The organism is Candidatus Nitrosopumilus koreensis AR1, from assembly GCF_000299365.1.
Taxonomy (GTDB): Archaea; Thermoproteota; Nitrososphaeria; order Nitrososphaerales; family Nitrosopumilaceae; genus Nitrosopumilus; species Nitrosopumilus koreensis.
The window spans coordinates 318865-332704 of the sequence record NC_018655.1 but is presented as its reverse complement, the minus strand read 5'-3'; the positions used below and the strand labels follow the sequence as shown (position 1 = coordinate 332704).

Below are 13840 nucleotides of genomic sequence, written 5' to 3'. Positions count from 1 at the left end.
AATAGATTTTTCTTAATTGTATGTCATGTACATGATTTTATTAAATTCAGCCTTTGCCATGGAAATTTGGTTCCTCAATTCAGTGATTTTAACCACATGTGTATCAACCAAGTCTGCAAAGTTTTCAGGTCTGTCTGGATTATGAATCAAGGATTTGAGGGTTTGTTTCTCAGTTATCAATGATTTTTGCAGACTGTTAATTTGTACTTCAAGATCAGATGCCTTCTTTGAGGAATCAGCATTTCCTGCAGGGGTAACAGCTATTGTGCTCTTGTCATTGGCCTCTATCTTTACAGAAGTCATTTGGCAAGAGTTTGAAGTTATCTTGTCTCCAAGTTTTACAGTTTGGGACTGTTTGTCAGAAGTAACTTTGATTACTGGAAGTTTTATTGTCGTAGGTCCTGCACATACCTCAAATATTGCATCATAGAGTCCAGGTGTTTGTGTTGCATCTAAAACAGACAACACGCTGGCAGAGTTGCCCTCAATAACTTTACCTGAAAAGGTCATTTCATTTATTTTATTTTTAACAGTAGGAGGGTGATGGATGGTAAACAATATTCTATGTAATTGTTCACGCTTTTCATTGATTTGCTTTCTAAGATCGGCGATCTGTTTTCCTTGTTTTTGTGCATCAGGATCAGTTGGCTTCATAGATGCTCTGATTGCTGCCAGTTTTTCTTTTAATGAATCTAATTCACTTTGAAGTGCTACAATTTTTTCAGAAATATCACCTTTGTTTAACATGATGATTTTGATTGATTTTGGATCAGTTGCTTTGAGTTTTGTTGCACTTAGAGTACAAACACCAGATTCTAGCATGTTTGCCAATTCATATTGTTTTGTTTCACTGTCTGATGAGATATTAATATCGGGGGCATATATTGGGACAGAAGCACAAATTTCAAAAACAACATCGTAACTTGCAATTGATTTTCCAGGTGCAGAAGTGCCTGTACTTGATTTTATGGGAACCGTTTCAAGAATGTTTATTGTTGCAAGATCAATGCTTTTTCTATTGATAATTTTGCTTAAAAGTTCCTCATCTACTGGTTTATCGCCAACTGTTTTTGCCCATCCATTAGCAACAAGTTTTGATACATTTTTTGCTTTGACACATGCTACAGAATCGCTTGCAGCTCGTATGACTTTGAATAATCCAGAATCACATACAACATCATCATCTGAAATTCCAATCTTTGTTTGATGTTTTGGAGGAATAATATCTGCATTAGAATATGGTAATGCCGGAGCAAGTACTCCAGTTGCCAAAATAGCCATTATAGAGAATACTACTAAGAAATTCAATAATTATATTGAATGTTGAAGGTATTTAATCATTGCATAGTATAAAAAAATGAAAGAACGTTAGTTCCCTATTTTTGTGGATTTGTAAGCACAATAGAGTAGCTTACGGTAAATGGCTCAGAATTGAACGTGTGAAGTGCTAATGCATTTCCAGAGAACGATGTAGAACCAGCTGCTTTAGTTGGAACCAATGATAATGCATAGTAGGTCTTATCATCAGGAGTCCAATAAGGCATTCCTTGAATTTGGCCCTTTTCTATTGGTCCAATGAGAGTTACAATTTGAACTTGTTCTGATGCATCATATGTCAGGTGTCCAGAGTATGCTTTGTCTCTAGGTGCCAACAATAATGCTAGTTGGTGTTCTTCATGTCCAATTCCAGGATCTTGTACTGAAGTTGTGGTTCCTTTGACTATTCTTTGACCATCAGTAGAATGCTCTGTGTATGTGACAGAGTAGCTTACAGTGAATGGTTCAGAATTCTTTGTGTGTATAGCAATTGCATTACCTGTAAACTGCCATACTCCCGTAGAGGTTTCTTTATCTACAAAGGTAAGACCGAATTTTGTCTTTCCATCAGTAGTCCAAATTGCTTGCCCTTTATCCATTCCTTTTTTCAATGGACCGTGCAATGCAACTAGTTGAACATTTTCAGATGCAGTGTATGTCAAATATCCGCGGTATGTTTTGTCACTTGGTGGCAAAACTATTGCTAGCTGATGAGATTCATGACCAATCCCAGGATCTGTTTCTGATGTGATAATACCAGTTACAGTTTTTGGAGTTTTAGTAACAGTTTTAGCTTCCATCATTTTTTCAGCTTTTGTATCTTTTTTCGGAGCCTCTTTTGCTTTTTCTGCAGATTCTGCTTTCTTTTCAGATTTTACTTGTTCCTTCTTTTTTGGCTCACCAGATTTTTCTGCTGGTGGAACTTCAGAACAAAGTCTATCACCACAGACCTTTTTTGAACCGATTTCAGTTAGGTTGTTTCCTTTTGATTTCAGGGCATCTGCTGACTGAACTAATCCAATAGGTCCTGCCATAGTTCCTGTTAAAAGAACAGCAACTGCAAATATTGCAATAAAAGTTGTTTTTGTCATTGAGAACATAAGAATTTCACCATATTTACATTTTCATTTAGCTAACATTGATTTCAAATTCTACAGTAGGACTTAATGCAGAAGGATTATCCAAACTATGCCAAACAAATATTGTTGCAGTATATTTTCCAGGATCAGTAGGAATCCAAGATACAGCAGGTGAAAAAGTCTGACCTTTTTCCAGACTTCCGCTAATCCAAGACAGTGATTCTACTATACCATCAGAGTCTTGTATTTGAACTACATATGAAAATGGTTGACTACCAACATTATTGTTAGAAATGCCAGATGAAACCTGAATCTGTTCTCCAGTTTTCACTTGGCCAATTACATTTCCAAAGGAATCAACTACTCTAGGTGTTCCTATGTATACACGTTCCAGTGGAGGAACTATATCTCCAATAAATATGGTGGAAGTAATTTTGAGTTCATCGGCTTTGGAGTATGGTTTTGGCAATGTATTGTCTTCATATTTTGCAGTAACATAATCACCTTCATTAACCCGTAATCTGTGACCTGATGATTGGTCCTTTGTTGAAAATGTTACATCTCCTTCAAAGATTCCAGTTGCAGGGCCTGTTTCAGTTACAGTAACATCTATTCCACCAAGATCCGAATCAGACCACATATCGATGGTAAATGTGTTCACAGTTTCAGGATTGAGGTTCATATCAGGATCAATTACTCTAATAATTCCATGTCCGTTAGCTGTTGTTGTTCCTTGAAGCCACTCAACTTCTCCAATATTCCATCTAATTAGGGCTGAAGCAGTTGATGTCTCTCTATCTGTAAATTGAAATGATATTGAAAGTCCATCATCGTTTTTAGATTCCAAGAAACCATTTGTTGGCCCTCCACCAGTTTTTGGTTGAGTTCTAGGATTTGTATCAATACCATCTATGTTACCCGTTCTAGGATTACCATCAGCATCATGTTTGAATCCCGTAAGTATTACCTCACCAGTAAAGATTCCAGTATCAGGGCCTGTTTCAGTTAATTTGTACATGGATAGTTTGTTTTCTCTTGTAGAAATTTTGATTTCATTTGTAGACTTGGAACCAATTTCATCAATCTTGTTCTGATCAAAATTGTGATCAGGTGCAACAATTGTGACATATACCCTGTCTGTCCAAGTATACACTTTCTTATCCAAAGATATCAATGACTGAAAGTTAGAAGTTGTGAATCTTAATTCCACTTTTTGGTCACTATTTCCAACAAAATCAGCACCTGCAGTACCCCAATCAGTATAGGTGAGTTTGATTGTTTCACCTCTATCAAGGGGTTTTCCATTAATCTCTGATGGGATTTCTATGGTGGTCTGGAAGATTCCAGTTGATTCACCTGTCTCACGTAATCCAACTGGTTTTGCATCAAAGATTTTTCCATTTTTAGTAGCTGTTCCGCCCAATTGCCCCATCGTAGCTTTAGCATCATCTGAATCCCATTCTAGAAGATCAAGGGAGAAAGTCTCTGCCTGTTTAGAGTTAAAGTTAAGATCAGGATCAATGAGAGTAATCAAGGCATCACGTCCAATAATGTAAGATTGAGTATCTGATTGGAGTGATGCAATTCTAAGATCAAATGCTGCCGAGTCAGTTACTGTTCTCTTAGAGCCAGATGCATCTGCTTGGTCAGAATACTCGACTGTAATTATATCTCCTTGTAAGATACAGTAATTTCCAGTAGAAGGTGAAATGTCAAATCTAGATAGCACACCAGTCTTTGTTTTGTCTAATTTTGTAAATCCAGATTCAGGTGTAACAGGACATTTTGTAGATGCAGGTCCATCAACATATCTTAGTGGCAAATTGAATTGGAAGATTCCAGAGTTTGGAGTGATTTCGGAAATTGGTCCAAGTTCTCTTGTAATTCCACTTTTTACATTCTTTCCAGTTGTAATTACACCAGTCTTTGCATCCTCACCACCAGCTGTTGCTAAAAGTAAAACAGAAGAACCTCTAGTTACAAATACTTTGACTGGTCCATTAGTCGTACCATCAACGTTTTGGGATAGTGTGTCTTCTCCATTTGGAGACAAGTTATAGTCTGCATCATGAATTTGAACGTAAATAACAGTGTTTTTAGGTCCAATCTCTTCTCCAGAGTCAATTGCTTTTGTATCTCCGTTTTTAGTAATTGCAGTTAGATGGTATGGGAAAATTGAAAGGTTGTTAGGTCTTGTGGATGTGGACTTGCCCGTATCAAAAAAGTCAGAGACAGAACCTATTGGGACAGGATAATTTGTTCTGTCTAGTTTTACAACACCACTTGTTGCACCAACTGCTGCACTTGCACTAGTTATTGCAGCTTGACTTGATTGGCCTCTAAAGTCATAATATTTGGCACCAATATCAATACCAGAAGTAGATTTTACAATGCCACCATCACTTCTTGAACAATATTGTGATGGGATTTTGAAGTCTCCTCTAAATTCACCAGTCTTTCTTCCAGTTTCAACTAGTGTAAATCCAGTTGAAGCAAGACCATCACTTCCAGATATGGAGGAACATGACTTGCCATTGCGTGAAATGGAGGACTTTAGCCATGCTTCGTCATCAAATGTAATTTCTAACAACCTACCATATGGTTGACCGGTACTGGATGATCCCAAGTTGGGGCTTCCTACTGTGTCAGCAGCAGGATCATTTGGGTATTTTGAAGGATCAACCACAGTATAGATATCCACCAAGTCAGAGTCCACGTTAAGATCCTTGTCAGTCAAAGTCACTCCCACAGTATCACCTGGTTTGAATGTCGTAACTGAAAGCACCACAATTCCCATATGGGCAAGAATATCTTGTTGGTCAGATATGGCAGTAAACACACCATCTGAATTAAGATCATTGTAGCTGATTCTTACTGCATCGTTTCCCTTTAGTTCATCTACCATAAGAAAGACAGGTTCATCATCAATTGGAATTATTTTTTCATATGTATCTGAATCAAAAATGTTTAGTTGGTTTAGCATGATATACTCTAGACTTCCTCTAAACTTTCCAGAACTGTTTGCAAGTTCTTCTGCCTCTAAACGAACTATTTGGTTTGCAATTCTTTCACTTTTTGTTTGTCCATCTTTGATTAATCCATATGAGAAAAAGTCAGCTACAATTGGTCTTGTTTCTGTTCCCATGTTGGAGATTTTTGAATATGAAAACATCAATCCGATTTGTTCAGTTCCTGTAAAAGAGCTTGAAAACAAATTGTTGTGAAGTGTTTGAGGATTGGTTACCTGTTGTGTAGAATTTAGATTGATTAGGTTTTGTAGCGATGTATCAGTTGCAATTTTAATTGCAGCAATGTTAGATGCAGGATTTCCTGATGAATCCAGAATTGATGAGCCAACTAGAAGATAAATATCAACGCTGTTGATGGTATCATTAAGAGAACGAATATCAAAGTTAAACATGTTAAGACCCTTGAATTTTTTTGTCGTATCAAATGGATTGTTTATTGACGAATAGAGTTTGTTTAGATCTGTTTTTAGATCAATAATCAAGGCATCTGAGTCAGAATTAGTGGTAGGGTCAATTCTTGCTCTATCGCTGAATTTTTCAACAGTTGTGGCGGTTTTTGTGCCTAGTGTAGTACCAGACAGAGTGAATTTTTCTGAAGTTGTAGGGGTCAGAGTATACCCATTTAGAAAGGATGCAGTAATCTTGCTGTTTGTTTCAGTTCCACTCTCTCCAAGTGTAAATGGATTTCCAGTACTAAGGGATGGAATTGCCTTGTAAGAGGGATTGAAAAGATCAAGGTCTTCTTTTTTCAAGTTATTTTTGTTGGCATCAGAGTCAACCAGAATTACTGGCATCTCTTCGCCAGAGTTCCACTCGGTTCCCTTTAGTGTTTCATCAAGAGATAATGTACCCTTTCCAAATGAGACTAAAAGAGTGGTTGGTTTTTTGTTATATTCTATTGATGCTGATGTTCCCCTTGGTGCATTTTGAGTTGTAACTAGTACAGAATTACTATTGGCATCATAAGTTGTAAAAATACCGCTATTTGGAGATGTCTCAGAAATTGTTATAGGTTGATTACCAGTTGTGATGGAACCTGCATCAGTTGAAATTTGTGAGATACTTGTTTCACCATCACCATTTGTTTGGGAACGGTCATTGTCTTTTATTGTAAGTACTGCTGTTTGTCCTTGCAGATTTGGATTGATCTTTAGGATACCGTTATCTTTGAACATCATTGAACTTAAAGTAGGTGCAAGATTGACTGCACCAGTTGTTCCATCAGAATGAGATTTTCCTGAAGAATCAAAGAGATAGTAGTATGTTGAAGGGTTTGTAGATGTTCCAAATGACCAAGAATCAATACTTGTAGGATCAATGTTCAAACTCAGATCAGTAATTTTGAGATTTACATCAGATGAACGTGGGTAAGAGCTTCTGTCTAGTTCGTGTTTGACCAGTTTGTCTGCATTATCAAATGTGAGAGTTGTTTGTTGTGCTCCCCCACCTCTGTTATACTGGACTAGAACATTTCCACCTTTGTTTAAATCATATAGTTGGATAAATGGCCAAAGATCTTTTGACACAATACCAATCTGTCCAAGATTTACATTTGTAGTTGCAGCAGTAATGGTCTTTGCCTGTCTTACAACATTATTCGATTTTGAGTAAGGGGAGCTAAAAGAACAGTCTTGGGATATTTGGCTAGGGGTTTTGGAACCGTTTTCACCACCAACTCCAGTGCCACTTATTGGAATTGCAATTCCGTCAGTCTCAGAAACTGAAAAACCTAGAACAGATGTATTTCTTGCACAAAATGTACCAAAGTCAAGCCCTTTACCAGTCAGACCAACAGTACTATCTGCAATCTGGGCTTGTTTTCTATCAGCAAAGTATCCATACCAATTTCCATCAGTTGCCTGAATCATTCTAAGATCTTTTCCATTTACTGTAACATCAGGTTCACCCAGTCCCTTGCCAGTGTCACGGATATTTTCATCACGAACTACAACTTCAATTACTTGTGGTCCAGAGATTCTATTATTTGATTGAGGGTTATCAGCTGAGACATACAGATTTTGTGTTTGTGCATCAACATCAGAAAAACTTCCTAAAGACATACTGCCAGTAAGAATAAGAATAGATAGTATAATGGATGAAAGAGCTCGTTTTTGAATCATTTTATTATAATATCTGGCATAGTATGAAAACATTAGGTACTATTGTGTTAGTTTTCATTATTTTCTACTCATCTTCTCCTAGTTGATTAAGCATAATTTTCTCTGAATATCCAAGACAATCCCAACACATCTGCATAGTTACATGTACTGGTGGGAAGAGCGTTTTTGGCATCACTTCCAACCTTGGTTGTTGGTTGGCTTTTGACATGTAACATGAATTGCTTCATGAAAGGATAAACTGAAAAGTTGTTATTTAACGGCCTGAAAATTGTGTGAAATTGATTTTAGATAAACCAGTTGACTTTATTCTGAATAAAGTCAATCATATACGGATTATTCCATTTGCAATTAGAAATTCTATTCCCTTTAAAAATTCGTTTTCACCAATCTGTCCGTCTGCCCACCACTGAGACGTGTTTTTTATCCAGGAAGGGACTTTTTGTGTTTTTACAGATTCAGATTCTGTTACTGTTACAAGTAAAATCTTTTCATCTACCAAATATGCAATGCCTGCAAGAAAATCTTCATCAGGAATCAAACCTGATGACCACCATTTTGCGTTATTTTTTACCCAGTTAGGAACCTTTTGAAAGAGAGATTCTGGATAATCCAGCACATCATAGATTGATTGTGTTGGAAATTGAGAGTCAAACCAATCTCGATAAGATTCTTCATTGTTGTATCTATTTACATAATGCCAAGGAGATTTATCATTATTTGGAAATCCTTCAATATGTGAAGTAGGGTAACTGACTATTTCAGACAATGAACGCCCTGGGAATGTATTTTTGAACCAGTTCTTGTATTCTGGTTCGTTTGCATATCTGTCAAGATAATAGTTTGGTGATTTGTTTGGATCAGGAAAGCCTTTTACCCAAAATTTCGGATCAGTTGTAATTGGTTCACTTGATTTTGTAGTCTTTGGAGTAGTTTGTGTTTCAGTGGTAGATTTTGGAGCAGTACTTGTGTTTGGCGTGGTGTTTGCAGATTCAGTTGCAGATGTTTTTTCAAACTGGAATGTCTTTTCATATACTTGTTCGTTGTAGACAATCTTTATTGTGTAGACTCCAGATATATTCCATTTTGTTCCTTGAGTTTTGTAAGATTTTGAAAAAGAGCCATCACTGTTTGGCAAGAACTGATCAATCATAACAAGATCAGATTTTGATGGATTGAGAATTTGCAACCCAACAAAGTGACCTTCAGCATATGGCAAACTACCGGAGACTTTCATGGTATCACCTAAAAGATATTTTTGTTTATCAACTGAAATTGTTGCAGCAGATGCAGGTAAGAAAAGTAGACTAAGAGAAAACATCAGAACAATCAAAACCAGAAGAGATGAATTCATTTTTGAATTAATTATTTTTAGAGTTGTTTCTAATAAACTAGCTAGGAATCCTTTTTATCAAGACCTATATTTTTTAGGAATTTGTTTGTCTCGCCTAGTGCATGTTTTTTGATTTTTAGTCTGTCCTCTTTTTTGATAGATTTTGATGCCAAGTGAAGCATCTCATCCATTAGATGGATTCCTCCTCTAGCACCCTTTTTGAGACCCAACTGGTACAACATTGGCAGTTTGGATATGTTTTGAGTGATTTCAATTTTGATGTCAGGTACACTCAGAGATTTTTTGTCAGGAGTTTCAATTTCAGTGAATTTATCAACCACTTTGGAGAGCAGATTGTCTAGATTTTCACCCAAATTACGCTCAAGTTTAGTGTTTTTTTCTTTTCTTGCCATCATGACAATTCGTTTAATTTTCAAAAGAGCCTGATTTGTTTCTACAGATTCAAAATCATTTGCAGAAAGATCCAAGTCAAAATCTTGTGCAAATGCAGATGCAATATAGGATATAGCTTCTTTTCTACAAGAGGCCTTTGTTGTTCCAAAAGGACAATTATCGCAATTTGTTGTAAAATATCGAGCTCCACGTTGGCCAAAGCTTGAGAGAATTATTTTATCTTGATCTCGAAGTTTGCTAATTGTTCGTGATACAAGTCCTTCATCAAGTAATAATGATTGGGAGATTTCTTGGTTAGAGTAAGAGCCCTCGTCAATCAAATCCAATATCTCTTCTTCTAATTCACCAGGAGAGCGTCTTGATGATTCTTCTACGGCATCAACTAAATAATGCGAAACCAGTTTATCATTAGAATTATGATTGATGATGAAATTTTTTCCATCATATGTTGCATCTAATCCAGATAACGTCTCTGTTTTGATTATTTTTGCTAGTATTTTATCCAAATTTTTTATCTTGAAATCTTGTAATAATTCATTTATGTTTTGTTTTGAGATTTTTGTTTTACCAGATGTAAAAATTTGATACAGTGCCCAACGTATCTTTCGTTCATCACTTCTCTCAATTAGTCGAAGCAGTTTACAAAAGTCGTCTATTCTTGTCCACTTTATGTCAGTAATCTCGTCTTTGGTATTTTTTACAAACAAAGTTCTATCCAAATTCTTTGAGAAATCCTCAAACTTTTTTGTGATTTCAGATTTTTTGAGTTTTGATGCTTGTTTTATTTTAGTGCTTTTTGGGATAATTTCTAAAAAATCATCTTTGAGAATAACGTTTTCATCTCTCAGTGATTTTGTTTCGTATCGCAGAAACTCAAAGAAACCTATTGTATCATCAAGCAATGAGGATGGGGAAAATACTCGAAGGCCATTAAGATTTGATTGAGATAGCCCCATACAGATACAGAACAACTTGACTATTTATGCCTGTCATGACAACTAGATGACTGGTTTTACGCTTAGAATAACTGGTTTAATTGGAATAGAATCTAGACAAAAATCTCCAGTCTTAATACCAAAATTAGAGTTTCATATTTCATGAGCACTACTCTAGCATGGTCTCAAAATGAGACAAGGCAACTCGAGCCACAAAAAATTCTGGTTGAAAGCATGCCAGTAAAAGAAAGCAAAAAACTTTCAGTAAACAGCAGCTTACTTGGATCAATTCGGGATTGTACTTGGGAAGACTTGAGAGGGTTGACATTTACATTTGAGGATGAATGATGATAATGAATGCATCTAGAGACTTTTTGTTTAGTCATATTCTTGATTCAGTTCCGAGTCGTTTTAGGAAAAAGAGACTTGCCTTGCGGTTTGATGATGATCTTTTAGAGAGCTTCAAGTGAGGACAAGCAGATGGTTGTAAGAGGAAACAAAACCATAGAAAGGCAATGGATACTGCAAGAAATCATCTACTATGGAATCAGGCTAAGTGGGTTGATTTAGAACGAAGTCATCTCATTCTTACTTGGATAATGCTAAGTGGAGGTGCAAAGTTGGGTAAAAGGAGGAAGAAACTCTTTGAGGATGATTCCTATGAAGAGTAATTTTATTGGTTAACTTCCAAACTGCATATTTTTTAAAACTGCAGTTGCTTTTTGGAATATGCATCTTTGAGAATCATGATAAACTCTTCAATGGTGCATTTCCGAAGAGATTCTGGAAAGTCATTTGGATCTAGTTTCTCAATTTTCTTGGCCTTTCTTTTTACTACAAACTTTACAGGTCCAGGCACTTCATCTGCATACCTAAAATTGACAAAATCAACTATCTCCTGAACATCATCTTCATTCATGATCTATTGTTCCACCTTGTCCATATAACACGTGCATTGTATAGGTATCCACAACATCAGGATGATTACGTAGTTGCTTGACAATTTGTTCAGCCCCGTTAGGATCATTAGTAGAAATTTTTAGAAGAACATCGTATTTTCCCCAAACTCCATTGACTTCAATTACTTCAGGTAATTCCATTAATTCTGAAATTAATCTAGTTTCGCTTCCTGTTTGACAGTTGATCAGAATATATGCTTGCATAAATTAAATCTCTTTTAAAATAGATAAAGATAGCGTAAATTATTTTGAGATAAATTTGCCACCATTTGCAGAGTGTTCTTTGGATAAATGTTCCAAAAATTCTGACTCATCATAGGTTTTGAACTTGCACAATGCACACTTGTAATCTCGTTTTCCCAACATAGTTTTTGCTTGAGAAGCAGCTCTTGCAACAAATATTGTCAGAGCAACTGCAATCATTGTTACAATAATTGCATAAACTATCATAGGCCCTACCTGATCTGCTGGTCCAAAGTATTCACGAAACAATGCTTTGATTGCATCATTCCAGGCTAATGCTGCAACCAAACCAAAAGCTGCTGCAACAAGTGCCGCAATTTTATCTAAAATCTCATGTTTGATTGAAGTTGGTTCAGGATCATCAGCCATAAAAATTGGCAGTTATTGATAAAATAAAAAGATTACAGCATTATTCTTTTAGTTTACTTTCTTTGAACACATCAGAGCCATACCAACAATACCTGAAATAATCAAGACACCATTCATGAAACATAGGATCATCAGAGTAAAACATCTCACTGATATCAGACTCTCCATCCAATGTAGGAAACATCAGACATGCCTCCTTTTCATTTAACACCACAACTGTCTGAACATTTTTTTCCATTTTTCGTTCAATAAGCCCCTTTTCAATTAGCTTGTCAAATCCCAATTTTTTGAGTAATGCCTTTCTGCCTTTCGGCACAACTGCAGATTCGGAGAATATGTAGTTGAATTTCACTCCTTTTTTGACTCTTTTTACAAGGGGTTCAATCAAGTCTAATGGAACCTCAGATAAAATTTCATAGATGAATTTATCAGAATTCTTGTAGATTTGTTTCCATTGTTCTAAGACTTTGGACACTCCTTTGACATATTGGGAATTTGCAAGTTGACCGCATCGCATCTGGAACTTGTGTGGAACATCACCAAAAGTGTGTTCTTCAAAATATTTTCGATTCTGAGACAAAAAGACAAGTGATGGAACCTGTGTACATATTGTTTGCCCAAATGTGGTAAGAGTGTATTTTCCACTGACTTTCTTTTTGACCAAGCCTGATTTTTCTAGACGTGAAAAATTTCTATGAACCTCTTGTTTTGTAGCATCAATCTCTTTTGCAAACGCAGTAGGAGTCAGATCCTTGTTTAGCAGAGCAATCAATATGTTTAATCTCTGAGAGCTTGCAAGCTCTAAGACATAATCTGCTGCCTCGTCAATAAGATCTGTCATCAAGACCAGTCCTCAATATGAGATAAAAATGATTCCAGATCATTCTATTACTTTGATTAGTTCCTTGAGTTTTCTTCTCGACTTTGGAGGTTTTTTCTTGTCAGGATACCCAATACACAAAATAGATGACGGTCTAAGATCAGTTCCAAGAATTTTCTTTACTTTTTCTTCATCAAACATTCCTATCCAAATCGTACTCAGGCCAACTCCAGATGCTGCAAGTAATGAAAACGCTGCCGCAATAGTTGCATCCTGCAATGAGAACTTTTCTAAAATATCGGGAGGAAACTTGAGGTTCACTCGGGAAGGATCCGTACAAAAAACCAAGACAACAGGAGCATTTACGTATGGCTGTTTGTTTGCAGCCTCTACTAGTGCTTCTTTTGCATCTTTGTTTTTTATAAGAAACACCTGAAATCCTTGAAAGTTTCCAGCTGTGGGCGCAACATCAGCTGCAGATAAAATCTTGTCAATCTTCCAGTCCTCAACTTTTGTTTTAGAAAATTTTCTAGTAGAGCGTCTAGTTGCAAAAACCCTAAACAAGTCAGTTGGAGAAAGATCTTGTCTAATCTTTTCAGGCTCTGATGACAAAATGGCCTGAATCAAAGATTGATTTGTTTTTTTAGGAATACCTTCTTGTTGTTTTGTATCATCTCGGATCCATACAGAAGGGTAGAATTCTTTGGTTCCAACGTAAACATATTGCGGTTCATGTGGAACCTTGGCAAATTCCAATACCTGTTCTTGAATATCAGAAGTGTTTGCTTCAAGCAACCTATGATTGGTTAGGCTAAACTGAGTCACATCAGAATTTATCCTGATAAAGCTAGTTTGATCTTCTAGTTCAACCTCGCCTGTCTTGTTTTGTTTTAGTATCTCAACAAATCTGTCTAGTTCATCTTTGTTTAATATTACAACATCAATGTCATCCTCATCTATTCCCTGCCAAACCAGTCTGCATCCATCCTTTGAGGTGTAAGATGGCTCTACGGTACGAAATTCCATAATTTTTGTCACATCATTAATTATAAAAAAGAAGTTATGTTGCTAGCCTAAAATTCCGCTAGCAACAAGATATGCACCTGCACCCATACCCATTACTGCACCTATTGCCATACATACAAGGTCAAACTTTACGACCTTTCTAAATGGGGCATGTACCATTTTATCCCAGTTTGAGATTTGCTGTGTTTTCATGATAATA

The 13840-nt window shown here is 36.3% G+C and carries 13 protein-coding genes; 1 reads left to right on the top strand and 12 read right to left on the bottom strand.

Annotation, left to right across the window (positions count from 1 at the left end):
- Positions 1-12 precede the first annotated feature (12 nt).
- The 6 genes from NKOR_RS01885 to NKOR_RS01865 all read right to left on the bottom strand — a co-directional run bounded on the left by NKOR_RS01885 (position 13) and on the right by NKOR_RS01865 (position 10245).
- Positions 13-1308, bottom strand: coding sequence for a hypothetical protein (locus tag NKOR_RS01885; RefSeq protein ID WP_232203020.1), 1296 nt, complete (start codon positions 1306-1308; stop codon positions 13-15).
- Positions 1309-1376: 68 nt separating this feature from the next.
- Positions 1377-2408, bottom strand: coding sequence for a hypothetical protein (locus NKOR_RS01880; protein WP_014962666.1), 1032 nt, complete (start codon positions 2406-2408; stop codon positions 1377-1379).
- Positions 2409-2445: 37 nt separating this feature from the next.
- The gene (locus NKOR_RS01875) at positions 2446-7545 is read right to left on the bottom strand and encodes a hypothetical protein (protein ID WP_026089938.1); all 5100 of its coding nucleotides are present in this window, start codon (positions 7543-7545) and stop codon (positions 2446-2448) included.
- Positions 7546-7631: 86 nt separating this feature from the next.
- Entirely contained in the window at positions 7632-7772 is a 141-nt protein-coding gene (locus NKOR_RS09860) for a hypothetical protein (protein ID WP_187146196.1), read from the bottom strand.
- A gap of 95 nt (positions 7773-7867) precedes the next feature.
- A complete protein-coding gene (locus tag NKOR_RS01870) occupies positions 7868-8896 on the bottom strand; it encodes a hypothetical protein (protein ID WP_014962664.1) in 1029 nt (342 codons plus the stop codon).
- A 41-nt stretch (positions 8897-8937) separates the two neighbouring features.
- Positions 8938-10245, bottom strand: a complete 1308-nt coding sequence (locus NKOR_RS01865) for a hypothetical protein (RefSeq protein WP_016939882.1) — start codon at positions 10243-10245, stop codon at positions 8938-8940.
- Between the two features lie 141 nt (positions 10246-10386).
- On the opposite strand from NKOR_RS01865, the gene NKOR_RS01860 reads away from it, so the two are divergent.
- On the top strand, positions 10387-10572 hold the full coding sequence (locus tag NKOR_RS01860; protein ID WP_014962662.1) for a hypothetical protein: 186 nt from the start codon (positions 10387-10389) through the stop codon (positions 10570-10572).
- 355 nt (positions 10573-10927) lie between these two features.
- Here the strand turns inward: NKOR_RS01860 and NKOR_RS01855 are convergent, their stop codons facing one another.
- The 6 genes from NKOR_RS01855 to NKOR_RS09855 are packed head-to-tail and all read right to left on the bottom strand — an operon-like array spanning position 10928 to position 13833.
- Complete coding sequence (locus NKOR_RS01855) at positions 10928-11143, bottom strand: hypothetical protein (RefSeq protein ID WP_014962661.1); 216 nt, start codon at positions 11141-11143, stop codon at positions 10928-10930.
- Complete coding sequence (locus tag NKOR_RS01850) at positions 11136-11387, bottom strand: Lrp/AsnC ligand binding domain-containing protein (protein WP_014962660.1); 252 nt, start codon at positions 11385-11387, stop codon at positions 11136-11138. Before NKOR_RS01850 ends, NKOR_RS01855 begins: the two co-directional genes overlap by 8 nt.
- 39 nt (positions 11388-11426) lie before the next feature.
- Positions 11427-11795 (bottom strand): DUF5654 family protein, encoded by a 369-nt coding sequence (locus NKOR_RS01845; protein WP_014962659.1) that lies wholly within the window; start codon positions 11793-11795, stop codon positions 11427-11429.
- Positions 11796-11835: 40 nt separating this feature from the next.
- Positions 11836-12636: a helix-turn-helix transcriptional regulator gene (locus NKOR_RS01840; RefSeq protein WP_014962658.1), complete on the bottom strand. Its 801-nt coding sequence runs from the start codon at positions 12634-12636 to the stop codon at positions 11836-11838.
- A 39-nt stretch (positions 12637-12675) separates the two neighbouring features.
- Positions 12676-13641, bottom strand: a complete 966-nt coding sequence (locus NKOR_RS01835; RefSeq protein WP_014962657.1) for a nitroreductase family protein — start codon at positions 13639-13641, stop codon at positions 12676-12678.
- 42 nt (positions 13642-13683) lie between these two features.
- Complete coding sequence (locus NKOR_RS09855; RefSeq protein WP_016939881.1) at positions 13684-13833, bottom strand: hypothetical protein; 150 nt, start codon at positions 13831-13833, stop codon at positions 13684-13686.
- Between the last annotated feature and the right edge of the window lie 7 nt (positions 13834-13840).

What these genes read in the sequence shown, in the direction of transcription:
- NKOR_RS01880 (WP_014962666.1), bottom strand. Translation starts at nt 2,408, where the DNA reads ATGACAAAAACAACTTTTATTGCAATATTTGCAGTTGCTGTTCTTTTA.
- NKOR_RS01875 (WP_026089938.1), bottom strand. Translation starts at nt 7,545, where the DNA reads ATGATTCAAAAACGAGCTCTTTCATCCATTATACTATCTATTCTTATT.
- NKOR_RS09860 (WP_187146196.1), bottom strand. Translation starts at nt 7,772, where the DNA reads ATGAAGCAATTCATGTTACATGTCAAAAGCCAACCAACAACCAAGGTT.
- NKOR_RS01870 (WP_014962664.1), bottom strand. Translation starts at nt 8,896, where the DNA reads ATGAATTCATCTCTTCTGGTTTTGATTGTTCTGATGTTTTCTCTTAGT.
- NKOR_RS01865 (WP_016939882.1), bottom strand. Translation starts at nt 10,245, where the DNA reads ATGGGGCTATCTCAATCAAATCTTAATGGCCTTCGAGTATTTTCCCCA.
- NKOR_RS01860 (WP_014962662.1), top strand. Translation starts at nt 10,387, where the DNA reads ATGAGCACTACTCTAGCATGGTCTCAAAATGAGACAAGGCAACTCGAG.
- NKOR_RS01855 (WP_014962661.1), bottom strand. Translation starts at nt 11,143, where the DNA reads ATGAATGAAGATGATGTTCAGGAGATAGTTGATTTTGTCAATTTTAGG.
- NKOR_RS01850 (WP_014962660.1), bottom strand. Translation starts at nt 11,387, where the DNA reads ATGCAAGCATATATTCTGATCAACTGTCAAACAGGAAGCGAAACTAGA.
- NKOR_RS01845 (WP_014962659.1), bottom strand. Translation starts at nt 11,795, where the DNA reads ATGGCTGATGATCCTGAACCAACTTCAATCAAACATGAGATTTTAGAT.
- NKOR_RS01840 (WP_014962658.1), bottom strand. Translation starts at nt 12,636, where the DNA reads ATGACAGATCTTATTGACGAGGCAGCAGATTATGTCTTAGAGCTTGCA.
- NKOR_RS01835 (WP_014962657.1), bottom strand. Translation starts at nt 13,641, where the DNA reads ATGGAATTTCGTACCGTAGAGCCATCTTACACCTCAAAGGATGGATGC.
- NKOR_RS09855 (WP_016939881.1), bottom strand. Translation starts at nt 13,833, where the DNA reads ATGAAAACACAGCAAATCTCAAACTGGGATAAAATGGTACATGCCCCA.